19 protein-coding genes are annotated in these 23,606 nt (G+C 63.3%); 4 read left to right on the top strand and 15 right to left on the bottom strand.

What is annotated here, in order from left to right; all coding sequences use genetic code 11:
- Positions 1-6: 6 nt before the first annotated feature.
- Positions 7-840: an undecaprenyl-diphosphate phosphatase gene (locus LDN85_RS11505; protein ID WP_026540694.1), complete on the bottom strand. Its 834-nt coding sequence runs from the start codon at positions 838-840 to the stop codon at positions 7-9.
- Between the two features lie 52 nt (positions 841-892).
- Here LDN85_RS11505 and LDN85_RS11500 point away from each other — a divergent pair, with 52 nt between their 5' ends.
- Positions 893-1,825, top strand: a complete 933-nt coding sequence (locus tag LDN85_RS11500; RefSeq protein ID WP_026546820.1) for an aldo/keto reductase — start codon at positions 893-895, stop codon at positions 1,823-1,825.
- Between the two features lie 7 nt (positions 1,826-1,832).
- Here the strand turns inward: LDN85_RS11500 and rfbA are convergent, their stop codons facing one another.
- The gene (gene rfbA / locus LDN85_RS11495) at positions 1,833-2,699 is read right to left on the bottom strand and encodes a glucose-1-phosphate thymidylyltransferase RfbA (RefSeq protein ID WP_026540692.1); all 867 of its coding nucleotides are present in this window, start codon (positions 2,697-2,699) and stop codon (positions 1,833-1,835) included.
- 53 nt (positions 2,700-2,752) lie between these two features.
- On the opposite strand from rfbA, the gene rfbB reads away from it, so the two are divergent.
- The 3 genes from rfbB (at position 2,753) to LDN85_RS11480 (ending at position 8,206) form a co-directional block, all read left to right on the top strand.
- Positions 2,753-3,751, top strand: coding sequence for a dTDP-glucose 4,6-dehydratase (gene rfbB / locus LDN85_RS11490; RefSeq protein WP_026540691.1), 999 nt, complete (start codon positions 2,753-2,755; stop codon positions 3,749-3,751).
- 3 nt (positions 3,752-3,754) lie between these two features.
- Entirely contained in the window at positions 3,755-5,164 is a 1,410-nt protein-coding gene (locus LDN85_RS11485) for a bifunctional dTDP-4-dehydrorhamnose 3,5-epimerase family protein/NAD(P)-dependent oxidoreductase (RefSeq protein WP_026540690.1), read from the top strand.
- Between the two features lie 189 nt (positions 5,165-5,353).
- Positions 5,354-8,206, top strand: a complete 2,853-nt coding sequence (locus tag LDN85_RS11480) for a WecB/TagA/CpsF family glycosyltransferase (protein ID WP_223943147.1) — start codon at positions 5,354-5,356, stop codon at positions 8,204-8,206.
- On the opposite strand, the gene LDN85_RS11475 is transcribed toward LDN85_RS11480, so the two are convergent.
- From LDN85_RS11475 to LDN85_RS11415, 13 genes are read right to left on the bottom strand one after another with little or no spacing between them, the layout of a single operon-like run.
- On the bottom strand, positions 8,207-9,547 hold the full coding sequence (locus LDN85_RS11475) for a hypothetical protein (RefSeq protein ID WP_223943146.1): 1,341 nt from the start codon (positions 9,545-9,547) through the stop codon (positions 8,207-8,209).
- Positions 9,544-10,785 carry an exopolysaccharide biosynthesis GT4 family glycosyltransferase EpsE gene (gene epsE, locus LDN85_RS11470; protein ID WP_223943145.1) on the bottom strand — a complete coding sequence of 414 codons (1,242 nt, stop codon included), beginning with the start codon at positions 10,783-10,785 and terminating at the stop codon, positions 9,544-9,546. The genes LDN85_RS11475 and epsE overlap by 4 nt, the downstream gene beginning before the upstream one ends.
- Positions 10,786-10,805: 20 nt before the next feature.
- Positions 10,806-11,645 carry a chain-length determining protein gene (locus LDN85_RS11465; RefSeq protein WP_223943144.1) on the bottom strand — a complete coding sequence of 280 codons (840 nt, stop codon included), beginning with the start codon at positions 11,643-11,645 and terminating at the stop codon, positions 10,806-10,808.
- Complete coding sequence (locus LDN85_RS11460) at positions 11,633-13,081, bottom strand: O-antigen ligase family protein (RefSeq protein WP_223943143.1); 1,449 nt, start codon at positions 13,079-13,081, stop codon at positions 11,633-11,635. Before LDN85_RS11460 ends, LDN85_RS11465 begins: the two co-directional genes overlap by 13 nt.
- Positions 13,078-14,319: a glycosyltransferase family 1 protein gene (locus LDN85_RS11455; protein ID WP_223943142.1), complete on the bottom strand. Its 1,242-nt coding sequence runs from the start codon at positions 14,317-14,319 to the stop codon at positions 13,078-13,080. Before LDN85_RS11455 ends, LDN85_RS11460 begins: the two co-directional genes overlap by 4 nt.
- Positions 14,316-15,251: a DUF6492 family protein gene (locus LDN85_RS11450; protein WP_223943141.1), complete on the bottom strand. Its 936-nt coding sequence runs from the start codon at positions 15,249-15,251 to the stop codon at positions 14,316-14,318. Before LDN85_RS11450 ends, LDN85_RS11455 begins: the two co-directional genes overlap by 4 nt.
- Positions 15,248-16,744 carry an oligosaccharide flippase family protein gene (locus LDN85_RS11445; RefSeq protein ID WP_223943140.1) on the bottom strand — a complete coding sequence of 499 codons (1,497 nt, stop codon included), beginning with the start codon at positions 16,742-16,744 and terminating at the stop codon, positions 15,248-15,250. The genes LDN85_RS11450 and LDN85_RS11445 overlap by 4 nt, the downstream gene beginning before the upstream one ends.
- Complete coding sequence (locus tag LDN85_RS11440) at positions 16,741-17,805, bottom strand: glycosyltransferase (protein WP_223945461.1); 1,065 nt, start codon at positions 17,803-17,805, stop codon at positions 16,741-16,743. Before LDN85_RS11440 ends, LDN85_RS11445 begins: the two co-directional genes overlap by 4 nt.
- Before the next feature lie 5 nt (positions 17,806-17,810).
- Positions 17,811-18,473 carry an acetyltransferase gene (locus LDN85_RS11435; RefSeq protein ID WP_026540685.1) on the bottom strand — a complete coding sequence of 221 codons (663 nt, stop codon included), beginning with the start codon at positions 18,471-18,473 and terminating at the stop codon, positions 17,811-17,813.
- Positions 18,470-19,636, bottom strand: a complete 1,167-nt coding sequence (locus LDN85_RS11430; RefSeq protein WP_223943139.1) for a DegT/DnrJ/EryC1/StrS family aminotransferase — start codon at positions 19,634-19,636, stop codon at positions 18,470-18,472. The genes LDN85_RS11435 and LDN85_RS11430 overlap by 4 nt, the downstream gene beginning before the upstream one ends.
- The gene (locus tag LDN85_RS11425; protein ID WP_026540683.1) at positions 19,633-20,652 is read right to left on the bottom strand and encodes an NAD-dependent epimerase/dehydratase family protein; all 1,020 of its coding nucleotides are present in this window, start codon (positions 20,650-20,652) and stop codon (positions 19,633-19,635) included. Before LDN85_RS11425 ends, LDN85_RS11430 begins: the two co-directional genes overlap by 4 nt.
- On the bottom strand, positions 20,649-21,758 hold the full coding sequence (locus LDN85_RS11420; RefSeq protein WP_026546810.1) for a Gfo/Idh/MocA family oxidoreductase: 1,110 nt from the start codon (positions 21,756-21,758) through the stop codon (positions 20,649-20,651). The genes LDN85_RS11425 and LDN85_RS11420 overlap by 4 nt, the downstream gene beginning before the upstream one ends.
- Before the next feature lie 58 nt (positions 21,759-21,816).
- The gene (locus LDN85_RS11415) at positions 21,817-23,511 is read right to left on the bottom strand and encodes a sugar transferase (protein WP_026540681.1); all 1,695 of its coding nucleotides are present in this window, start codon (positions 23,509-23,511) and stop codon (positions 21,817-21,819) included.
- Positions 23,512-23,606: the final 95 nt, after the last annotated feature.

Genomic DNA, 23,606 nt, shown 5'->3' with positions numbered 1-23,606 from the left:
TTAGTGCTAGGCACTGATGACACCGAAATAGAGGAGGACATACAACGCCAGTCCCAGCAGAATCCGGTACCAGACGAACAACCGGTAGCTGCGGGTGGAGACGAACTTCAGGAACCATCCAATGATGATGTAGCCCACCACGAAGGCGATGACGGTTGCCATTGCAGTCTCTGCCAGGCCATATGGACCGGCCAGTCCATCGTGGGAAACCGTCTTGTACAGCTGGTACAGGCCACTGCCGAATACTGCCGGGATGGCGAGCAGGAACGAATACCGCGCAGCGGCCTCACGGGTGTAGCCCATCAGCAGTCCGGCCGTGATGGTTCCGCCGGAGCGGGAGACTCCGGGAATCAAAGCCATGGCCTGGGCGAAGCCGTACAGGATGCCGTGCTTGTAGGTCAGCTGTGTGAGATCCCTCTCCTGCCGTCCGATCGCGTCCGCAACGGCGAGGATCATGCCGAAAACGATCAGCATGGTGGCGACGATCCACATGCTCCGAAGCACCGACTCGATCTGGTCCTGGAACAGCAAGCCCAGGACGATGATCGGAAGGCTGCCAAGGATGACGAGCCATCCCATGCGGGCATCGGGATTGTTGCGCTCCACTTTGCCTGTCAGGGATCCGAACCAGGCGCGGATGATCCTGACGATGTCGCGCCAGAAGTAGACGATCACGGCTGTCTCTGTTCCCAGCTGCGTGATGGCAGTAAACGCGGCACCGGGATCGGAGGCGTTCGGGAGGAACGAGCCGACGATCCGCAGGTGTGCGCTCGAAGAGATCGGGAGGAATTCGGTAAGGCCCTGCACCAGGCCCAGCAAGGCAGCTTCAATCCAGTTCACGTGAATAGACCCTACGTCATGAAGACTGGGAACTCCCCGTAAGCTAGCAGCTATGCAGCAGCGTTATGTCGGGAACAGTGGGTTCCGCGTGTCCGCCTTGTCCCTCGGAACCATGTCCTGGGCGCAAGAGACCGACGAGCAGGACGCTGCCGAAGTCCTGCAAGCATTCGTCGCTGCCGGCGGCACGGTGGTTGATACGGCGGCCTCCTATGCGCAGGGCCAGGCCGAGGCCATGCTCGGTTCCATGCTGGGCGATGTCGTGGCCCGCTCCGAGCTGGTCATCTCCACCAAAGCCGGCGTGTCGTTGTCGGACTCCCGGCGCAGCATCAACGCCTCGCGCGGGGCCATGCTTTCCGCGCTCGATGCCAGCTTGGCAAGGCTTGGAACCGACTACATCGACATCTGGTTCGCCCACGAGTGGGACCCCAACGTTCCCCTCGACGAGACCCTTTCGGCGTTGGAACTTGCCCAGCGGACGGGCCGTGCCCGTTACGTGGGAATTTCCAACTACAACGGCTGGCAGACCGCAAAAGCCGCTGCCGTGGCAGGCTTCACGCTGGTGGCCAACCAGTCGGAGTATTCCTTGGTCCAGCGCAAGGCTGAATCGGAACTGATTCCTGCCGTGGAGGACGCCGGACTGGGCCTCATGGCGTGGGCGCCGTTGGGCCGGGGCGTCCTGAGCGGAAAGTACCGGGGGCAGATACCAGCAGATTCACGTGCCGCCCAGAACCGCCTGGCTGCCTACGTGGAGCCGTACCTGGAGCCGAGGGCCTCGCGGGTGGTGGAAGCGGTGGCCATGGCCGCACGCGGATTGGGGCGCTCTCCGATGGATGTTTCCCTGAGCTGGCTGTTGTCGCGGCCAGGTGTGGCAACGGCAGTTGTCGGCGCGAGGAACGCCGTCCAGCTCAAGGAACTGCTGGACGCGCAGTTGACGGCCCTGCCGGCCGAGATTGGACGTGCGCTGGAGGACGTCTCAGCCGCGTAGCTGCTTCCTAGCGGCGGTCCAGAATATCCAGCAGGTAGCTGCCATACCCGCTCTTGGCCAGCTTGGCGGCTTGTTGACGCAGTTCGTCGTCGTTCAGGTATCCCATCCGCCAGGCAACTTCCTCCGGCGCTCCGATCTTCAGCCCCTGCCGGTTCTCAGTGGTGCGGACGTAGTTCGAAGCATCGTTGAGGTCGCTGAAGGTCCCGGTGTCCAGCCATGCGGTTCCGCGCGGGAATTTCTGCACATGCAGCCTGCCACGTTCCATGTACTTCCTGTTGATGTCCGTAATCTCCAGTTCCCCCCGGGGCGATGGCTCAAGGTCTTTGGCCATGGCGACTACCTCGTTGTCATAGAAGTACAAACCAGGAACCGCGTAGTTGCTTTTGGGCGCGGCCGGTTTCTCTTCGATGGATACCGCCAGGCCGTCGTCGTCGAACTCCACCACGCCGTAGGCGGAGGGATCCTTGACCCAATAGCCAAAGATGGCACCGCCGTCGACGTCCACGTAGTGGCGCAACTGGTTGCCCATGCCGGGACCGTTAAAGATGTTGTCCCCGAGGATGAGGGCCACTTTGCCGCTCCCGATGTGCTCCTCCCCCAGGATGAACGCCTGGGCCAGCCCGTCCGGCGTCGGCTGCTCTGCGTACGTGAGGTTGATGCCGAACTGTGAGCCGTCGCCCAAAAGCCGCTGGAATTGGGCGGCATCGCCGGGCGTGGTGATGATCAGGACATCCCGGATCCCGGCAAGCATCAGCGTGCACAGGGGGTAGTAGATCATGGGTTTATCGAACACCGGAACCAACTGCTTGCTGATTCCGAGCGTGATGGGATGAAGCCTTGAGCCAGTTCCACCTGCAAGAATAATTCCTCGCAAACCTGCCGTCCTCACCTGTGCCCAGTCCCGCCGCGGACGGCTACTCTAGGGCCATGCAGAGAATCCTTGTCACCGGCGGGGCCGGATTCATCGGATGCAACTTTGTCCACTACATCATGGAGCACACCGGCCTGCATGTCACGGTCTTGGATAAATTGACCTATGCAGGCAATGCCGGATCCCTGGCCGGTTTGCCGCCTGAACGGTTCACCTTTGTTCGCGGCGACATTTGCGATGCTGCAACGGTGGAGCCGCTGACTTCCGACGTGGACGCTGTGGTGCACTTTGCCGCAGAATCCCACAACGACAACTCCCTGGAAGAACCCCGGCCCTTCATCGACACCAACCTGCTGGGAACTTTCACCCTGATCGAGGCCGCACGAAAGTACGGGACCCGGTTCCATCACATCTCCACCGACGAGGTCTACGGCGACCTTGCCTTGGATGACCCCGCCCGGTTTACCGAGGAATCCCTCTACCGTCCCACCAGCCCGTACTCTGCCACGAAGGCGGGTTCGGACCTGCTGGTGAGGGCATGGGTCAGGTCCTTCGGCCTCAAAGCAACCATCAGCAATTGCTCCAACAACTACGGGCCCTACCAGCACGTCGAGAAGTTCATTCCGCGCCAGATTACCAACATCCTTGAAGGTTCCCGTCCGCGCCTCTACGGCAACGGGCGGAACGTCCGGGACTGGATCCATGTGGAAGACCATTCCTCTGCCGTGATGGCGATTCTTGAAGGTGGCCGCTTGGGCGAGACCTACCTGATCGGGGCAAACGGGGAACGGTCCAACCGGGAAGTGGTGGAGAAGCTGCTGGCCATCACGGGGCTGCCCGTCGACGCTTACGATCTGGTGACCGACCGCCCCGGACATGACCTCCGCTATGCCATTGATTCAACCAAGCTCCGAAGGGAGCTCGGTTGGTCGCCCCGTTACTCGGATTTCGACGCCGGTCTGGCTGACACCATCGATTGGTACCGGGAAAACGAAGCCTGGTGGCGGCCACAGAAAGCCTCCACGGAATCCAAATACGCCGGCCAGGGCCACTAAGCCGTGGAACCTTCACAGCAGCTCCGTTCGCGGACTACGACCATTCCCGGGCTGGTGCTGTTTGAGATGCCGGTTCACGGCGACGAGCGGGGGTGGTTCAAGGAAAACTGGCATCGGGAGAAGATGCTGGAGTTGGGGCTTCCGGATTTCGGGCCGGTGCAAAACAACATCTCCTTCAACGCCGTCCGGGGTACGACGCGCGGAATCCACGCCGAACCGTGGGACAAGTTCATTTCGTTGGCCACAGGGAAAATCTTCGGGGCCTGGGTGGACCTGCGGGAAGGACCCGGATTCGGCGCCATGTTCTGCGCCGAGATGACGGCAAAGGACGCAATTTATGTTCCCCGGGGCGTGGGGAATGCTTTCCAAACGCTGGAGGACAACACGGCGTACGCGTACCTGGTCAACGATCACTGGAGCGCGGAGGCGCAGAAGCATTACACCTTCCTCAATGCCGCCGATGAGCATGTGGCGGTACCGTGGCCAATTCCCCTCAACCAGGCCGTGTTGTCGCCCCAGGACCAAAAACACCCCCGCTTGAAGGACGTCAAGCCCATGCAACCGCGGCGAACCCTGGTCATCGGGGCGGACGGACAACTCGGCAAAGCCCTGCGCGCTGTGTACGCAGGAGACGGAAGCGTGGAATTCGCGGGCCGCGCGGACTTCGATCTGGTAGCCGGGAAACCGGATGGTGCCAGGGACTGGCGGGAGTACTCCACCATCATCAACGCAGCGGCTTTCACGGGAGTGGACGCTGCCGAAACACCGGAGGGCCGCGCAGCTGCCTGGGCCACCAACGCAGTTGCGGTGGCCCGCTTGGCGAGGACCGCCGTCGAACATTCACTGACGCTGGTCCACATCTCCAGCGACTACGTTTTCGATGGAACCGCAGACGTGCACCGGGAGGACGAAAGCCCCAGCCCTCTGGGGGTCTACGGCCAAAGCAAAGCCGCCGGAGACCTGGCAGCGGCCACAGTACCCAGGCATTACATCGTGCGGACCAGCTGGGTGGTGGGAGAGGGTCGAAACTTTGTTCGAACAATGGCCGCACTGGCAACGCAGGGTGCGTCGCCGTCGGTGGTTGAAGACCAGTGGGGCAGGCTCAGCTTCGCAGCTGACATTGCTGCAGCGATCCGCCACCTCCTGGACAGCGGCGCCCCCTACGGCACGTACAACGTCAGCAACAGCGGCGAACGGACATCATGGGCCGGCCTCGCCCGGGACGTTTTCCGGCACATCGGGGCTGATCCCGGGCTGGTCCAACCTGTCAGCACGGCAAACTACGCCGGACCAGGTACAGCCCCACGGCCCCGAAGCAGTGTTTTGGACTTATCCAAGATCCGGGCCACGGGATTCGATCCCGCGCCGGCAATGCAGCGCATGGCGGAATACCTGGACGGATTGGAAACCTAGCGGCGTCCGCAAAAAGGGCCTACAGTGGCCCTACGGCAGCCCATCCGAGGCAGGGCCGGGAGACAACTCAAGTGAACACGATGGACGGGCAGCCGTGGCTGTCCGCGGCGATCCAGGCAGTGCAGCAGCATGGATCGCCGGCTCATTTGTTGTGTCCTGAGCTGGACCCGGAAGCCTGGAGAGCCAAGAATGCTGCTGCCAAAGATTGCGCACCGACAAGTCGCACTCCCCCACCCTCCTTCGGCCATGCAGGTCAATGGCAGTGCGCTGCTGTTCAACCCCCACGGCCGAGGCTCCAAAGCCGGTCCCGGTCGGGTTCGGACCCGCGCAGCCCGGGCGGTACATGAGGAACTCCCTGACGAACGGTGGATCACCCTGGGTGGCGCCCCCGTGAAGTTGACGGACTTCGAACACGCCGTGGGATTGATCATGGACCGGGCACAGGCCGGTGGCGCCAAGCCCTTGGGCGTTTGTTCGGCCAACCTGGACCACTTGCGCCATTTCGGTACAGGGAGCCGGTGGAACGGAACGTTGGACCAGCCTGCCCTGGTGGACTGGCTGACATTGCTTGACGGGGCCCCTTTGGTGTCAGCGGCGGTCAGGATCACAGGCAAGCAGTGGCCGCGGCTTGCCGGCAGCGATCTGGTGGGACCCTTGCTGGACGACGCCGAACGCCGGGGCCTCCGGGTAGGTTTCCTTGGCGGCAGCCCGCAGGCGCAGGAGCTCATCCGGGACAGGTTTGCCCGGGAACGGCCCCGTTTGCACGTAGCAGGCTGGTGGGCCCCGGAGCGTCCGGTGCTCCATGACGTCAGCGCATCCCGGGAGCTGGCGGCGGACATCGCTGCCTCGGCCGTGGACCTGCTGGTGGTTGGCTTGGGAAAGCCCCGGCAGGAGCTCTGGATTGCCGAATATGGTCAGCTGACAGGGGCCAACGTCATTCTGGCCTTCGGTGCGGTTGTTGATTTCCTGGCCGGCAGGATTATGCGCGCTCCTGCGTGGGTCAGCAGCCATTCACTGGAATGGGCATGGCGGCTGATGCTCGAACCGCGGCGGCTGGCGCGCCGGTACCTTCTGGAAGGACCGGGGGCTTACCTCACGCTGCGCACGTCCAGCAGCGCGGCCACGCCGGTGGCGGTGCCAGCGCCAGGTCCGGGGACGGTCCCGCCTTTGAGTGCAATGACAATTCCCGGCACCCCGGAGGACGGGCCCAGCCGTGCTCCGGGGCTGTTCGTCCCGGCCGGGGCCAGGGCCGACGTCGCCGTACTGGTGGTGACGTACAACAATGCCGACGACGTCGCGACGCTGATTGCCGGCTTACGGGAAGAAACGGCGGAACAGTCCATCAGGGTTGTGGTGGCGGACAACTCCCCCGATGACCTCACCATGGCCGAGGTGAAGCTGCATCCGGACGTCGTAGCGGTGCCTACCGGAGGAAACCTCGGGTACGCCGGCGGCATCAATGCCGCCATGCGTGTAGCCGGAGATGCGGACGCGTACCTGATCCTCAACCCGGACTTGCGGGTGGAGCGAGGGGCGGTAGCAGCGCTGCGTCGAAGGATGGCCCTGTCCAACGCCGGGGTGGTGGTTCCGGTCCTGCTGGATGACGACGGCACCGTGTACCCGTCGTTGCGCCGGGAGCCGGGCCTTCTGCGAGCGCTGGGTGACGCGGCCCTGGGTGGCCGGGTGCAGGGCAGGCCGGGGTGGTTGTCCGAGATGGACTTTGATTCGGAGAGTTACCTTCATGCGCACCGCGTTGATTGGGCCACGGGGGCGGCGTTGCTGATCAGTGCTGATACTGCCAGGGCGGTGGGTGGCTGGGATGAGCAGTTCTTCCTGTACTCGGAGGAGACGGACTATTGCCGGAGGGTGCGTGACTCGGGCCGTTCGATTTGGTTTGAGCCGCTGGCGCGGATGTGGCATGAGCGTGGGGGTTCCGGGAGTTCGCCTCAGTTGACGGCGTTGATGTCGGTGAATCGTGTCCGGTACGCGGCGAAGTATGGTGGCCGGGGCGCGGTGGCCGCGTTTACGGCGGTGGCGTTGGTTGCGGAGCTTCTCCGGTTCCACAAGCCTGGGCATCGGGAGGCCGCCTTGGCTTTGGTCGACCACAGGCGGTGGAGGGCGTTGCCGCGGGCAACCAGGGGTGTCTCCGTTGCGGGGACGGATCCCCTTGCTGGAATGGCTCCGCCTGCCGGGACGGATCCCCTTGCTGGAATGGCTCCGCCTGCCGGGGCGGTGATCATTCCTGCCCACAATGAGGCATCCGTTATCGGTAGGACGCTGCGGTCCTTGGAGGAAGTGCTTGCTTGGGGCACTGTGGAGGTCATTGTGGCGTGCAACGGGTGCACGGATGGGACGGAGGACGTTGCTGCAGGGTTTCCCGGGGTCCGGGTCCTTCGGGTGGAGGCGGCGTCAAAAGCGGCTGCGTTGAATGCGGCGGACCAGGAAGCAAGGCTGTGGCCCCGCCTTTACCTTGATGCGGACATAGAGGTCAATACGGAGGCGGTTGCTGCCGTCCTGATGTCCCTTGCTAGCGGTCCGGTGCTGGCTGCGCGGCCGGCTTTCCGCTATGAGACGGCCGGAGCGTCGCCCTTGGTGCGTTCCTACTACCGGGCGCGGGCGAGGATCCCTTCCACTGCGCAGGGTCTTTGGGGTGCGGGGGCTTATGCCCTGGGCAGGGTGGGGCATGAGCGTCTGGGCAGCTTCCCGGCGTTGACGGGCGATGACTACTACGTTGATCGGCTTTTCAGTGGGCTGGAGAAGGCTGTGCTGCCTGCCGCGCCTGTGGTGGTGAGGACTCCACGGACGCGTTCTGCCCTGTTGGCTGTGCTGCGCCGGGGTTACCGTGGCAATGCCGAACAGGACGGGCAGGAGGCCGGAGCGTCGACGTCCCGGACTGTCCGGGAGCTGCTGGGCTCGATCACCGGGCCGTTTTCGGCGATTGACGCCATGGTCTACGGTGCCTTCGCCGTGGCCGGCCGCCGTCGTCTGCTGTTGGAGCGCAAGGCGGCACACGGCTGGGAGCGGGACGAGACCAGCCGGTAGTCAGAAGCCGCAGCTCCCGCCGCCTTCGATGCGGTAGAGGTGGACGGCGTTGCCGTCGGCGAAAGTGTCGGTGAAGGTGCCCTCGATCACCGGGATGGTGCGGTTTTCGTCAATCACGACGGCGGTGCTGCCGCCGCATTGGAGGCGGAAGCTTGCCGGACCGCCGGTGTTCTTGTTGGCCCCGGCGAACACGTAGACCTTTCCGTCATGGAGTTTGGTGGTGACATCCACCGGACCTGCTGCGGTGGTGGCGCCGTCGAGGAAGGGGGCGTTCAGTACTGGGGCGAGTGTGGTGATTTGGTGGTTGACGGCGGTCAGTGTCGGCACGATGTTCCGGCCGCAGTCCCTTATTACGTGTTGGGTGACGCACTCACCGCCGAAATTGTGGTTGAAATAGATGATTCCCCTGGCACCGTGGATGAGGCTGCTCCACACGGCGGCCCTGAGTTCGGGGCCGGTGATGGTGGTGGTGTTGGGGACGTCCCCTGACGGGTGGCCGTTCTCCACGAACGCCCACACAGGAATTCCGGCGCCGGGGTCCTGGAGTTTTCGCAGTCTGTCGATCGTCCAGCCGTAGTTGGCGGCGAGCCGGCATTCCTCACGGGTCAGGTCCCTCGTGTATCCGATGATCGCACCGCCTTCACCTTTGCCGCAGATGTTGGGATCGGTAAACCAGTAGTTGTCGGCGGAAACCACGTCCTGGACTCCCCGGATGAATCCGTGCGCTTCCTCGTCGGATTCCCAAAAGGTGACGCCCTTGCCGTAGTTGGAATAGAGCAGGGCGCCCTGTGGCGCGGTCGCGCGCCGTTCCTTTTGTATGGTGTATCCGCACGGTGTGCCGGCAGGGAAACACGGTGCACCTTCACCGGGGTATTTTCCTGTCCAACGGGCATCCCCCGGTCCGGCCCACATGTCCACTTCATCGCTGAGGACGAATCCGGCGGCAGCGTCGTGCCTGAAAGTGGGCAGCGCGTACATGCCGGCGTCCTTGATCAACTGAACGTCTGAGTTCCCTGTCAGTTCAACGTAGGTGTTTAAGCCCGCTGCGGCGTCCATGGCAGTGTTGCCTCGATCCAGGACGCTTTCGAGCCATACGCCGATAGGAAAGAAGGATGGGTCCGTGGGGAGGCTGTTGGTGAACTTGCCGTAGTAGTCCGGGCCTCCGTCCACGTCCCTCAGGACCGGGGAGGAAGCCGGGGCGGCGGGGCGGCTGTTGGAGGTTTCAGGAGCCGGGGACGCCGGGGTACCTGGCGCCGGGCTTGAACCGACGACGGCGATCAGGCTGACTGCCGCGATGGCGAGCGTTGAGCCGGCCAAGAGTCCCAGTGTTTTGCCCTTCATTGTTGCCCTGCCGTCTGGATGCGGGCGGCCAGGATGCGGGCGCTCTTGGAGACGTCAAAGGATTCGGCCAGGGTTCTCCGTGCCCGGTGTCCCATGGTTGTGGAGAGTGAGGGGTGGTGGAGAGTGTGGAGGATTGCCTCTGCGAGGGTTTCCGGGTTTCCCGGGGCCACCAGGGTGCCTGAGTGTCCGGTGGTGATCAGGTCCGGGACACCGCCTGCGGATGTTGCCACTATGGGGAGTTCCATGGCCATGGCTTCCATGATGGCCACGCCCAGGGGTTCCTGGTGGCTGGCCAGGGTGAAGACGTGTGCTGTCTCGAGCTCTTCCTTGATCCGGGCTTCGGAGACGGCGCCCAGGAGCCTTACCCGGTGGGTTAGGTCCAGTTCCTTGATGATGTTCTCCACTGTTCCCCTGTAACCTCTGCCTCCGAGCTCGTCCTCTCCGGCGATGGTCAACTCCACATCTGTTCCGGTGTTGGCGATGATGCGGACCGCTGCGAGGAGTTCCGCGTAACCTTTGCTGGGGTTGAGCCGGCCGCAGCAGAACAGCCGTGCCGTCCCGATGCCATCCCACGGAATGTAGGGGTTGGTGCGCCTGAAGGTGGACAGTTCCACACCCATGGGCGCCACGCTGAGGTCCTCAGGCATGAAGCCTTCCAGTTGTTGCCGCACTTCAGTCAACAGCCGCTCAGTGATGGCGATGGAGAATTTAGCGTTGGTCCATTTCTGATGCTGGTTTGGACCGTAGTCACTGAGGGGCCCATGGAGGGTCAGGCTGTAGCTGATTCCGGAGAGCATATGGGCGAACAGGGCTGCCTGGGCTGCGTGGGCGCAGGAATGGACATGGATGTGTGACCACCCCCTTGCTTGTGCGTGCCGGGCAAGCGCGGCTCCTGCCCAAAACAGTCCGGCCGTTCGAAGGACGTCTGGAATTTTCGCCGTGGTACCGGAGGTGCGGCGCAACAGCCCGGACGCCGCTGCAAGGGCGTCCATGTTCCCCAGCCCGGCGAGGGCGGATGTCGCTGTGCCCCCGATATCCGCCATGCGTGGTGGCGTGAGGTAGTGGATTTCGGGTAGGTGGTTCCCGGCCCACGGAGGAATGGAGCCCTCCTGTTTTGGGCGTCGAGTGGAAACGGGCTCCGGTTGATGGCCGAGCTCGATCAGTGCTTTGAGTTCACGCCAGAAGAATGCGTGCGTTTGACCCGGGAATTCCGGCACCAGGTAACCGAATCTGGTCATTGCTGCATCTTCCCTGGCCGTTATCGGCTGTTGGTTGGTTGAACAGGGGCGGTGGGTCTCCTGCTTTCCCGGGGTTTCAGCTGGGGGTGGAGGCCTACAAGAATTTCCGAAGGCGGCAGCGCGTTGTTGTCGTTGATTGCGTCCTTGCCTGGAAGGACCAGGGCGGAGGTAGCAGTTTCGGCGCTGCCGCGGTCCCTGCGTTTGCTGGAATCGTCCTTCGGTTTCCTTCCGCGGTTCCTGGCGGCCTCGACGGAACGAGCCAGTGAAACCGAGCCCAAGGTGAGAACGAGACCGGCAACAACAACGACTATGACCGACCTCAACCTGCTGGAAAATTGCTCCGTGGCCTTACCGGGCGAGGCTACGGCGAGCGCCGTAAACAGGTACCTATCGGAGGCTCCGTTGATGGTCTGGATGGTTCGAAGGTCTTGTTCCAGGCGTTCCCCCAGTGCTTTGGCTGTATTGATGGCCTGTGTCTTGTCATCTGAGATTCCGGAGATGTCGATCAGGAAGGCATCCGAGGGCCGTTCCACTTTGTAGTCGGTGCTCAGGCCTTGTGCGGCCAGGAGATCGCCGGTGGCAACATCGTTCAACCGGGTCACGGCAACCTGGGCCACGAGGGAGGTATCGGCGGACCGCAAGTAGGGATTGTCGCTGTTGAGCAAGCCCAGGGCCGGATCCTTTTCGATTTGCTCCGAGGTTGGTACTTGCGGGGTGACGATGGCGAAGGTTGTACGGGCTTCGTAGGTTCGTGGGGCGTAGGAGAACATGTATACCGCCGCCACGGCCGTCAGTAACAGGACGGGGAGTACGAAGACTTTGTATCGCCACAGGGTTTTGAGGACGGCTACGGGGTCCATGATTCCTCCTTGGGGAGTAGTTGCTTGGTGTTCTCTGGTGAATGGTTTTTGCTCCCCAGTTCGGCACCGTTGTTGTCAAGGCCGAGTTCCTGACGGACCATGTTCCAGGTTCCGCCGGCCAGTCCAACGATGAAGGGATAGGTGAGGGCGAAGACCGGGAAGGACATGGAGTCGAAGGTCAGGGAGCAGATGGCGGCCACGATTCCTGCCGCAGCGATCGCCCCCGCCAGGCAGCGCAGTGCCGGGAGGCGCGAAGCCCGGGCTGCGAGGAGGGCGGACAGGCCCGGAAAAGTCAGGTAGGCGATCAAACCCACCAGTCCCACCAGTCCGATGGTGACAGTTGCATTCAGGTATTGGTTGTCAAGGATGTGTATGGCGTTCGTTGGCATGTAGTTTCCCGGGCCGACACCGAACAGGGGATGCTCCTGGACCATGGCAGCGACCCGCGGATAGTTGTTGGTCCGGGTCGTGATGGAGGGATCGCTGTCTCCGGCTGTCAGGGAGGATGCCAGGGTGCCGACCAGGCCGGGTACGCCAAGGAACAGGGCGGCAACAATGACAGGGGCGGCAACAAAGGCCCAACGCCGTGCCAGCCGGGGCAGGAACGGCAGGAACACTGCCATCCCAGCCAACAGGCCCAGGATCCCCGACCGTGAGACTGTGGAGGCGATGGCGAAGACCAAAAGCGCTGTGATGGTCCAGTGCACCCACTTTTTGCCTCGGGGGTCATACAGGCTCCTCCATATGGACAGTGGGAGGAGCATGGCGCAGATGACGGCCATCTCGATGGAATGGAAAGTGCTGCCCGAGACCCGCATCAGCGAGCCTCGTATCTGGAACGTTGTGTTTCCCCCGTTGTTGGTGAACCCCGGCATAGCCATTTGCAGCCATTGCATGGGATCAACCCGGAAGAAGAATTGAACTGCGGCCACCACGCAGCAAAATGCCGCTCCGGCCAACAGTGCCCGGGTCAACGCCATGGCAGCGTTCAAGGTCCTGACAGCCTCGGCAGTGACGAGTATGATTCCTGCACTGGCCAGCAGGAGAATCAGCCATCGGTCAGCGGCTGCGCGTGCAGGGCTTTCGCTGCCCCCTGTGTAGCCCGAGTACATGGCCGCATAGGAAGCACAGGTCCCCACCCAGAGGAGGACGAAGCCCATCCGCCCGGGGTGCCGGGTATCCAAAGGGTTGGTCAATCCAAACAGGACCGAACACATCCACACAGCCAACAGCAGCAGTGCGATCAACAGCGGCACCGTCCCCACGGCTCCCAGCGGTTTCAGGACCATGTTGGAGGGAAAGAAGAAGATTCCGAAGGCGGCGAACTTCAACAGCAAGGGCACGTGCGGACCCGCCGTTGATCGGCCGGCAGCGAGGTCATCCAGCACGGGAGGTGAAGGGCGCCGGAGGCTTGGGAGGGTCCTTGAAATCTTCATGGCAGCCCCGGGCTTCCCGGTTCCCTGGCACAGACCGATTCAAGGATCGTGGCGAAGTTTTCGCAGGAAACCGACCAGTCCAGCCGCCGACGCTGCGCGATCGCCGCGGCCCGTGCGGAAATATCGGGTGCCTCCACAGCTTGTGCGAGTGCTTCTGCCAGCTTGCGGGGCGCGGCAGGTGCCCACAGAACATCGGGGTCCCTCATCACCTGTGCCGCGAAGGACGATTCATTGAGCACCGGTACGTTGCCTGCGGCCAGCAGTTCTTCTGGCACGAGCGAAATGTTGGTAAAGGAGATGGCCAGCCCCGCGATGGTGCGGTTGTAGAGATCATTCAGTGCTGCCGGGCTGAGGTTGCCATGGTTTGTCACCGGGATGGACCACCCCGTGATCTTGTCTCCGTAAACGTGTATTTCCTGCTCCGGATGCAACGTGTGGAAGTGCTCCAACGCCAGTTTGGCCAAAAGGTAGCCGCGTCGATCCACTGCACGCTTGGCGTAGTAGACCACCCCTTGGCGGGAGGCCCGGCTCTCTGGCCTGTCCAGGAGGCGGTAGGTAGCTGTGTCGCAGGCGAACGGGACCGTGGCGTCGGGAGCCTGCCCGGTTTCTGCCTTCATCACAGCGGCGATCATCTCTCCGAGGCCGATGGTGGTGAATCCCAGTCTGTAACTGTTCTCTGCCAGCCAATACAACGTTCCGCGGGGATAGAAGTAGGGCTCGTAATCCTGGATGAAGTAGAAGCTGTGTAGGTCCGGCCCCCGCCGGGCCGCTGCCGCGTACGCGGTTGGCCATGAACTGGCAACCACCGCGTCCATACCTTCGAAGCCGTCGGCCACACTCCGAATCCGGGCGTTGACTTCAGGCCAGTATTGCCGGATGACCGAGGTATGCCGGGACACGTCGTCGTTGTTGCGATCGTAGAGGAAGAGCGTGCATCGATGGCCACGCTCGGCCAAGGCCTGCACCATGCGGAAAAACGTGGTGTGGCCCCCGGAACCGGGCCCAGGCGGTGTGCAGACCCAGCCGATGTTAAGGCTGCCCGTTCTGGGACGGGCGCCGGCGGCCGCACGTCCCCTGTCCAGGTCCACGATGTCCTCGGGCCGAACAGGAAGCGTGGGCTCCGCCCAGGCCAGGTTTTCCAGCGCTTTGACAGCTGTCCTTTGCAACACCTTGGTGGCGACCGAACCCCAGCCATCCTGCCTCGCCTGGCTGATGACCCTTCCTGCAAGGCCTCTCACCGCGCATCCCCCCTTTCAGGGCCAAGGGAGGCGTGGCGGAACGAATGAAGTGCCTGCCTGCGCACCTCCAGGGGTATCCCCGCTTTGGCGGAGAGCATCAACAAGCTTTTGTCCTGGGGTGCCTCGCGCAGGAGATGCTCGATCTCCTCCTGGCCAAGGGGCACTTCGGCGGAGTGGACGATCCCCTGCATTTCGCTGACGGTGGCCTCCGGGCCACCGGCAACTTCATCGACATAGAGGCCGTAGAGCATCATTTCAGAGAAGTGAAGCTGCCCGCCGACAGCGGTGGACCAGTCCCGGCCCGTGACGTCCTCGACGTGCCCGAGCATGTCCCTCACTACCGAAGGCTCCCACAAGCACGGCCAGCAAATGTAGTCGGCCAAGTCTCCAGCCGGAGGAGGCGCAAGGCCCAGCAGCCGCCTGGCCGAGACATGCCAGAGCCTGTGCCCTGGAAGGGTCGCGTCAACGGCGCCTGGCGCTCGGTAAAGGGGAATGCGTCCGTTCCGGCGGAACGTATCAAGGGTTGTATGGCGGATGAGCACACTGTCGGAGTCCAGGAGCAGGGCCCCGGCGACATCCAGCCGCGCCACAACAGCCAGTTTGATGATCTGCTGGGCGATCCACCCGCGGACCGGTGGCCAAGGGCGGGCTGCGTTGATCCAAACGTTGAAACCCGGGGACCTGAAAAACGAGGCCGGAAGGAAGTCCCGTGCTGCGTGCACTGCTGTCCGGGGCCCTCGCAGGCCGCTGAAGGCAGGAAAATCGCGGTCCGGCACCACTATGTGGTGCACCACGCCGGGATCAGTCATCTCAAGCACTGAGTTGTTGAGGTCCCCGCACAACTCCCGATCCGGCAAATAGCTCGGAGTCACCACTGCCAGCTCGCCGCTGCCCAAGGTGCCCCGATTCGTGGCCAGGTGCTTCCCCATCATGCCGGCCCTTCCATTTCATGCGCCCGCAAAGGAAGGGATGGCCCCTGCCCGAGCAAGCCACGCACAGTCCCCGCCAGTTGTTTCCCCTGCCGGAACGTCAGCAGCACATAAACGGCTGCGCCCAGGAAACTTCCCAGCACAACCGCCATCCAAGGTTCCGTGATGCCCATCGTGGCAAGCCGGGCAACATATCCGGCCGCTATTGCCGCCAACAGGGGAGCAATACTTCCACGCAACAGATCCCAAGCCCGGACACCCAACACAGAGCTCAGAACCTTGAGGTACAACGGGATGACAACCAGGCAGGCGGCGGCAGCATGCGCCATTCCTGCCCCCGCTATCCCCCACTGCCGGATCGAAAAATAAAGGGCCGGTACCAGGACTGCGAGCCACGCCACTTGAACCCAGAACAGCCACGCTGTCCGGCCCGCCCCGACGGAAAGGTCAGCGAACAGTTCAACCAGAATCCTCGCCGCCCCGAAGACCCCCAAAGTGGCCAAGGCGACCGACGCCGGCTCCCACCTGGATCCAAAAAAGGCCAGGACCATCGGGTGGGCCAAACCAACAACCAACGCCGAAATCGGAAAAGCGACGTAGGCAACCCCAGCCACGAACCGGCCAGCCAGCAGCCCCAGCCTGCCCTCGGTATACAGGCGGCCGAAGACCGGAACGGCAGTGGCCCTTATCACCGATGTGATGACGGCGCTCGGCAACCCCGCCAGATTGAAAGCGAGCAGATATAAGCCAAGCGCTGTCGGATCCAGCATCCGGCCAATCAGGAGGTAGTCAACGTTCAGCGTCACGAACACCACCAGGTTGGCCATGGCCAGCGGCATGCCCAGCCGCAGAACTTCCACAGCAACCGTCCGGTCAAACCCCGGCGCGAACCTCTTGGGCGTAATGATCCAATAGCCGGCCAGGGCAACCAACTGCCCACCTACCCTGGACCATGCGAGCGCCATTGCTCCCCAACCGTCCAACGCCATGGGCACCACGAGGACCAGCACGCTGAGCACGCTGCAAACATCAACCACCACCCGTGGCTTCTGCAGGAACTCCCGCCACACCATGGTCGAAGGTACGGCACCGGCACCTTGCAACAGGATGGTCAGCGAGAGCACTTGGATCACCGGCGTCGCAGCAGGATCATCAAACGCTGCTGCCAGGGCGGGCGCGAAGACGATGGCTGCCGACGTCATGATGGCACTGGTAGCCAGGGCAATGGAGAAGACTGTAGGGGCAATCCTGTCCGGATCCCCTGTGCCGCGCGCCAGGGCGGCGGTGGCGCCCAACTCGGCCATGTTCGTGGCGATGGTCTGGACCACAATGGCCACCGCGAGCGCCCCGAAGTGCTCCGGCGCGAGCATCCGGGCAACAATGATGGTGGTGGCAAACTGGACAATCCTGCCCAAGGCCATGTTGAGGCCACCCCACAGCGTGGCGCTCGCAGCCCTGTTGCCCAGGGTACGGTCCTGGCCGCTGACGGTGGTCATGAAATTCCCGTCATGGCCCATAGCCGCCAACGGACGCGGTCCAGTTGGCTCCGCACAAACCCGGTGAGCAGCCGGCCGGCCCCGGGTCTCCGACCACGGGCGGCTTGGGTGATCCTGGCCTGCAACGCATTGGCCCGGTGGATGTTCCCGGGAACTTCGTGGAGGCTCTCAAGGAATTTGCGGAGTTCAACGGCCGCTTCCACCGACCCCCGATTGTTGATTTCCTTGAACCCTGACTGTGCAGCTTCCCTGCTGAGGGCGCGCTTGGCCCGCTGCATCTGCCGCACCCGAGTTTTCGGATCCCCCGGGAACCTTGGGTCTTCGAGGACCCGGAAGGCTTCGAGACGGTGCTTGAGGTCGACGGCGGCCGCCGCAAATTCGGTTTGGTGCATGTTGGCCCCGTGGACCCGGTAGAAAGCCTGGACCGGCCCGTTGATCCTTCCCACGTCCCAGGAACCCGCAGCCCGAAGCCAATACTCAAGGTCCCCCGAGTGCGGCAAGGTGGTGCTGTAAGCGCCCACACTGAGCACGGCAGCGGTCCTCATGACCACTTCGGGCGAGAGGATGAAGTTCCTCCCGCGTGCACATGCCAAGGAAACCCACTCCTTGCCCTCCCACACAGTCCACGTGGTGTGTTCGTGCGAAGAGGGTCCCGGAGGCCTGTCGGTGAAGTCCCGGGGAAGGCCGTACACCATTCCCACCTTCGGATTGGCTTCCATCAGTGCCGCAGCCCGGGCCAGTGCCCCGGGGGCTATCAAGTCATCCGCGGACAGCAGCGTCACGTACCGGCCCCGCGCCCTGGAGAGGCCGTCGTTGTACGTTGCGATGTGCCCCAGGTTTCTTTCGTGAAGCACCACGCTGATCCGGGAGTCCTCGGACGCCAACCTCCAAGCCACGGCGGCGCTGCCATCAGTGGAGGCATCATCGACCACAATGACCTCAACGTCCACACCCTCCTGCCCAACGGCACTGGCAACAGCCTCAGGCAGGAACCGTCCATAGTTGTAGCACGGCACCACCACGGAAACGTCCACGGGTTGCTGCAGGGGAACGGGCCGCATCAATTTCACAGGATGCCCTCCAGTGCAGGAGAATTTCCCCGCCGGATCACCCGTGCCGGAACCCCGGCCCATGTCTCCTCCGCCGGAACATCGGTCAATACGGCAGCTCCCATGCCGATCGTTGCATTGGCGCCGATCGAGGTGCGCTCGCGGACACTGGCGTTCATGCCGACGTAGGCGGCGCGGCCAATGTGGACGTTGCCGCCCAGTGAGACCCCGGAGGCGAAGGTGGCAAAGTCGCTGATGTCGTCGTCGTGGGTGAAGGTGACTCCCGGCATGGCCACTACGTGGTTGCCGATGGTCACCGAGGCCGTCATGCTGACGTGGGCCAGGAGGATGCTGCCTTTGCCGATCATGCAGCCTTCGGGTACCTGGACGGAGGGATCTATTGCTGTGGCATAGCGTTCCTCATCCAGCCCCAGGGTCCTGAGCCGCATGACCACAGCTTCCCGCCCCGCGCCGGATCCGATGCACACCAGCAACAGTGCATGCGGGAATTTCAGGGCGTCCCGGATGGGGCCAAGAACGTGGGCGCCGTCAACCACCCGCCCGAGTTTGTCTTCGTCGTCATCGAGGATCCCGATCACGTCGAATGGCCCGTTGCTGCGGACCATGGCCAGGACCTCCCTGGCGAGGCCGCTTGCCGCTATGAGGAGAAGTTCGCTCATCCCAGGCGCCTTGCTGCCCGCAGGACCGAATCGATGACCCGGACCTGGTCGTGAAGGGAAAGCTGGTGGTAGAGCGGCAGGATGAGCGTGTGGTCGGTCAGCCATTCGGTGGCATCCAAGGACGCAGCGCCGGTGTCTTTGCCGGCGTAGGCCGGTTGACGATGGGCTGCCATGATTCCGCGTCGGGCGGAGATTCCGTCCTCGGCCAGGACGGACATCAGCCCGTCGCGCCCCACGGGGAACTCCGGCCCCACTTCAAGCCAGCAGGACTGGAAATTGCTGGTCCCGTAGTCCGGGTCGCCCACCAGGCGGAGGCCCTCAATTCCGGCGAAGGCGTTGGTGTAGGTGGCGGCGAGTTCGCGTCGTCGCTGGATGGCTTCGCGGAGCCGGCCCAGTTGGACGAGTCCGACGGCGGCCTGAAGATCGGTCATGCGGTAGTTGAACCCGATCTCGAGGTACTCCTCCGGGGGAGCAAGGATGCTGGCGTGCCGATCGGCAGCGGAGACACTCATGGCGTGTTCCCGCAGGCGCCTTGAGGTATCAGCGAAGTCCTCCCGTGAGGTGGAAAGCATGCCGCCTTCTCCTGTGGTGAGGATCTTCCTGGGGTGGAAGGACCAGGCTGCTACCTCCGCTCCCGCCCCCACGGGCAGGCCGTGATAGCGGGAGCCAATGGCGCAGGCAGCATCTTCCACAACGGTGATTCCCAGGGGATCGCACAGGGTGCGGATGGGATCCAGGTCAACAGGCACCCCGCCCTGGTCAACAGCGATCACGGCCTTTGTGGCCGGGGTCAGCGCCGCTTTCAGTGTCTCGGCGGTGACGCAGCCGGTAGCGGGGTCGACGTCGGCAAACACCGGCCGCGCTCCAACGTATGTTGCGGCATTCGCTGTTGCGATGAAGGAGAACGATGGCACCACCACGTCATCGCCTGGCCCCACCCCGGCCACCACAAGTGCCAGATGCAGGGCTGTGGTGCAACTGGAGGTCGCCACGGCGAAGCCGGCCTGTTGCACCTGGCAGAACGCTTCCTCGAACTGCCGGACTTTGGGCCCTTGTGCCACCCAACCGGAGGCAATCACCTCGGCCACAGCCTGGGCCTCCTCTTCACCCAGCCATGGCTTCATGACATCAATGCGGGCCAGGTGCAGCGCCGAGGCAGTCATCTCGCACCAGCTACAGGAGCTTCAGGACCAATGGTGCTCCGGGCTGCGGCGATCTCCCCGCGCAACGGCCGCCACCAGGTCACCAGCGAGCGCAGTCCATCCTCCAGGCCGACGGCGGCCTCGAATCCGAGGTCGGCCCGCGCTGCCGAGGTGTCGGCCAAGCGGCGCGCCACCCCGTTGACTGCCCTTTCCGGCCCGTGCTCCAGGTGCAGCGGGGACTCCATGACATCGAGCAGCGTTTGGGCCAATCCCGCGAGGCTGGTTTCAGTTCCACTGGCAATGTTGTAGACGCCCTCGGTGCGATCGCTCACTGCTGCCAGGACGTTTGCCCTGGCCACGTCTGCAGTGTGGATGAAATCCATCGTCTGTCCGCCGCTGCCGAAGATCAACGGCGGCCGGCCATCGACAATCCGTTCCATCCAGCGCACCAGCACCTCGGTATAGAGCCCGTGAACATCCATCCGCGGACCATAGACGTTGAAGTACCGCAGGGCCACGTAATTCAGGCCTGACATCGCGCGGAAGCTTCGGGCCATGCCTTCGTTGAAGGACTTGGCTGCGCCGTAGAACGTGTCGTTGTTGTGATGGTGGTGGCGTTCGGTAGTGGGAAAGTGCTCTGCCATGCCGTAAACCGATGCACTGGAGGCCAGTATCAGCTTCTCCACCGGGTTTTGGGCGGCGGCCTCAAGCACGTTGAAGGTTCCATCCACCAGGACTTCAAGGGCCAGCCGGGGTTCCTCGGCGCACTGGGTGATGCGGATGGCTGCCTGGTGGAATACCAGGTCCTTGCCGCGGGTAAGGTCATGCACCAGGTCACGGTCCCGAAGATCGCCCTGGACCAAGTCCACCCGGCCACTGGCCAGGGCAGCATCGAGGTTCGCAAGGCGTCCCCGCACGAGGTTGTCAAGGACGTGAACGTGCGCCGCACCGGCGTCGAGCAGTTGGTCAACCAGGGTGGATCCTATGGTTCCGGCGCCACCGGTGACCAGGACGTTGGCGCCGAGGATATTTTTCACCGTGCAACCTGGAGATTGACCTCGTTGCCGGCCACCACGGTGGACTGGCCGTCGGTACTGAGGCTTTGGGTGACGGCTTCGAGGACCGACAGGACCCGAAGTCCGGATTCGCCGCTGGTGCGGGGCATGGTGTGGTTCCGGATGGAAGAAGCGAGTTCAGCCACTACTTGGCCAAGGGGTTCCCGTTCCTGCAGGGCCGGTGACCATGTGTCGCCCAGGCGGTAGGAAATAGCGGAGGTCCTCTTGTCCGCAGCTGAGCGTGGCTGGTGTTCAAGGCTGACACCGCGGTCGTAGACGCTCAGGCGTTGCTGTGGGTTCAGGTCATCCCACACAAGGGTCCTCTTTGACCCTCCGATGATCATTTGACGGATCTTGGTGGGGCTGAGCCAGTTCACATGGATGTGCACCATGGCATCGTTGGGAAGGCCGAACGTCAGGTGTCCCACACAGTCGCGGCCCGTTCCCAAGGGATCCGCCCCATGTGCGGCGATCTCCGTGGGATGGAGGCCACCGGGCAGGACGAAGTCCAAAATGGAAAGGTCATGGGGAGCCAGGTCCCAGAAGACGTTGACATCCGGTTGGACCAGGCCAAGGTTGATGCGTACCGAATCAACGTAGAGGATGTCGCCCAAGGCGCCGGTGGCGACGAGTTCCTGGATTTTCAGGACTGCAGGGGTGAAACAGTAGGTGTGGTCCGCCATCAGCACCAAGCCCCTGGCTTTGGCTTCTTCGACCATTTCCAGGCCTTTTGCCCGACTGTCCGCCAGTGGCTTTTCCACCAGGACATGCTTGCCTGCGCGCAATGCCGTCATCACCACTCCGTGATGGGTGTGTGCAGGCGTTGCTACCGCAACGGCATCGAGGTTGTACGTGTCCAGCAGTTCATCCAAAGACTCGACGACGGCCACCCCGCCTACCGTCTCAGCGAGCTTGAGGCCCCGCTCGACGTCGAGGTCGCAAATGGCCACCAGATCCCAGTCGGGGCTGGCTTTGAGGTTTCGGGCAAGGTTGGGACCCCAGTAGCCTGCCCCTACCACTGCAATGCGGAGTTTTGGCCGCAACGCGTGCCCGTTCAGTTGTCCTGATGGAATAGTTCTTATGCTCATTTCCCACTCGACTTCTGTGTTGAAAGCGCGGTTCTTGTCAGGTGTTGCGTGATGTTCTTCAGTAGGCGCCGGAGGGCCGGGTCATGGCCCGGAAGGTCCGCCACATGATGATGAGGTCCCCTGCTATGGACCAGTTCTCCACGTAGTAGAGATCCAGCCGGACTGCTTCGTCCCAGGGGAGGTCGGAGCGTCCATTTATCTGCCACAACCCCGTGATTCCAGGTTTGATCAACAACCGGCGGTGCGTGTGGCGCTCATAGCCGCTGACCTCCTTGGACAGCGGAGGCCTTGGCCCAACCAGGCTCATATTGCCCACCAGGACGTTCCAGAACTGCGGAAGTTCGTCCAGGGAGTACTTGCGCATCCACCGTCCGCACCGGGTAATCCGCGGGTCGCCGCGGATCTTGAACAGGACTCCGGCGCCCTCGTCCTGGCTGCTGAGGGCATCCAGGTGTGCTTCAGCGTTCACCACCATGGAACGGAACTTCAGCATCTGGAAAGTAGTGCCGCGCTTGCCGATCCTCTCCTGTTTGAACAGGACAGGCCCGGGGCTGTCCGCCCGGACTATTGCGGCCAGGGTGAGCAGGACCGGCGCCAGGACCAGCAAAGCTGCTGCGGAAACCGTGATGTCCATCAGCCGTTTAAGCGTGTGTTTGCCGCCGGAGTAGTGCGGAATATCAACGTGCATCAGGGGAAGGCCTTCGACTGGCCGCCAGTGGATGCGCGGGCCGGCCACGTTGGTCAGGGTTGCGGCCAGGACCAGCTCAGCTGCATTTTCCTCCAGCTGCCATCCAAGCTCCTGGATGAACTGGTTTCCTCCGGGAACCGGGCCGGCCACTATCACTGCGTTGGCATTGGTGTGGCGGACGGTATGGGCCACACCGTAGATGGAGGACAGTACCGGCACCCGCAGGTGGTCCACTGAAAGGACGGCTCCGCGCCGGGCCCCGGGGAGGCAGGCACCGACGATGTCGTAGGCGGCGCCTGACTTTCGGTTGATCTGTTTGATGACGTAACGGACGTCCTGTGGTTCGCCCACCACGATCGCCCGCGAAAGGCAGCGGCCCCTGGACTTTTCGTGGCTTAGCCAGCGGCGGAAGCCCCATCTGCTTCCGGTCAGGGCCACCAGTCCCAGCGGCAAGGAGACCAGGACAAAGGAACTGACAGCCTCCAAACGGAAAACCACGGCGACGATGCCCAGGAATCCGAAGACCCGGAAACTGGCGGAAAGTACCCGTTTGTACTCCTCAGGTCCTACGCCGAGGACTTTGGGATCGCGGGTCCTGTACACCTCCAAGGCCACCAGCCACACCACGCCAAGAATCAAGCCCAACACCAGGTGCTGGGCATGCGGGGGGCTGCCCGGAGGCAGTGCCGTTCCATTGGTGTTCAATGCCAGCCCGGCAATGACAGCCGCGGCAACCAGCGCCGTGTCAGCCAGCCGGAGGCTGTTGGTCAGCAGGCGCGTCCACGTCAAACGGTCGTTGAACAGGTCGTTCAACAGGGCCTTGGTGCGGGCGGGACGGTGGGTGACTGGCGGCCGCGTGGAATCCAGGGTGACATCCGGGCCCGGGGCCGCCAGTCCCGCCTTTTCGGTCTGCTGTGCAGCAGCGGACCTGCCAATCCAGGGAGACAGAGGCGGATTGGCGTCGGCCACGGCAGGATGAACGGGGAAGGTTGACCCCGCTGGGGCATGGGCCGCACCGTGGGGTGCCGCTACCTTGCCTGATCGCAAGACTGGAACTCTAACCATGTCAGCCCTCTTTGCAGACCTGCCGTTGCCTTCCTATCAGTGAAGCCGCGGCACTTCCGGGGCGCACCAGTAGTCGATACTCAACTTTGCCCGGC

Source organism: Arthrobacter sp. StoSoilB20 (genome assembly GCF_019977295.1).
Taxonomy (GTDB): Bacteria; Actinomycetota; Actinomycetes; order Actinomycetales; family Micrococcaceae; genus Arthrobacter; species Arthrobacter nicotinovorans_A.
This window is presented reverse-complemented; position numbering and strand designations above follow the sequence as displayed.

Coding starts and splice junctions, on each gene's coding strand:
- LDN85_RS11500 (WP_026546820.1), top strand. CDS start 893: ATGCAGCAGCGTTATGTCGGGAACAGTGGGTTCCGCGTGTCCGCCTTG.
- rfbB (WP_026540691.1), top strand. CDS start 2,753: ATGCAGAGAATCCTTGTCACCGGCGGGGCCGGATTCATCGGATGCAAC.
- LDN85_RS11480 (WP_223943147.1), top strand. CDS start 5,354: ATGCTGCTGCCAAAGATTGCGCACCGACAAGTCGCACTCCCCCACCCT.
- LDN85_RS11475 (WP_223943146.1), bottom strand. CDS start 9,547: ATGAAGGGCAAAACACTGGGACTCTTGGCCGGCTCAACGCTCGCCATC.
- epsE (WP_223943145.1), bottom strand. CDS start 10,785: ATGACCAGATTCGGTTACCTGGTGCCGGAATTCCCGGGTCAAACGCAC.
- LDN85_RS11465 (WP_223943144.1), bottom strand. CDS start 11,645: ATGGACCCCGTAGCCGTCCTCAAAACCCTGTGGCGATACAAAGTCTTC.
- LDN85_RS11460 (WP_223943143.1), bottom strand. CDS start 13,081: ATGAAGATTTCAAGGACCCTCCCAAGCCTCCGGCGCCCTTCACCTCCC.
- LDN85_RS11450 (WP_223943141.1), bottom strand. CDS start 15,251: ATGATGGGGAAGCACCTGGCCACGAATCGGGGCACCTTGGGCAGCGGC.
- LDN85_RS11445 (WP_223943140.1), bottom strand. CDS start 16,744: ATGACCACCGTCAGCGGCCAGGACCGTACCCTGGGCAACAGGGCTGCG.
- LDN85_RS11440 (WP_223945461.1), bottom strand. CDS start 17,805: ATGCGGCCCGTTCCCCTGCAGCAACCCGTGGACGTTTCCGTGGTGGTG.
- LDN85_RS11435 (WP_026540685.1), bottom strand. CDS start 18,473: ATGAGCGAACTTCTCCTCATAGCGGCAAGCGGCCTCGCCAGGGAGGTC.
- LDN85_RS11430 (WP_223943139.1), bottom strand. CDS start 19,636: ATGACTGCCTCGGCGCTGCACCTGGCCCGCATTGATGTCATGAAGCCA.
- LDN85_RS11420 (WP_026546810.1), bottom strand. CDS start 21,758: ATGAGCATAAGAACTATTCCATCAGGACAACTGAACGGGCACGCGTTG.
- LDN85_RS11415 (WP_026540681.1), bottom strand. CDS start 23,511: ATGGTTAGAGTTCCAGTCTTGCGATCAGGCAAGGTAGCGGCACCCCAC.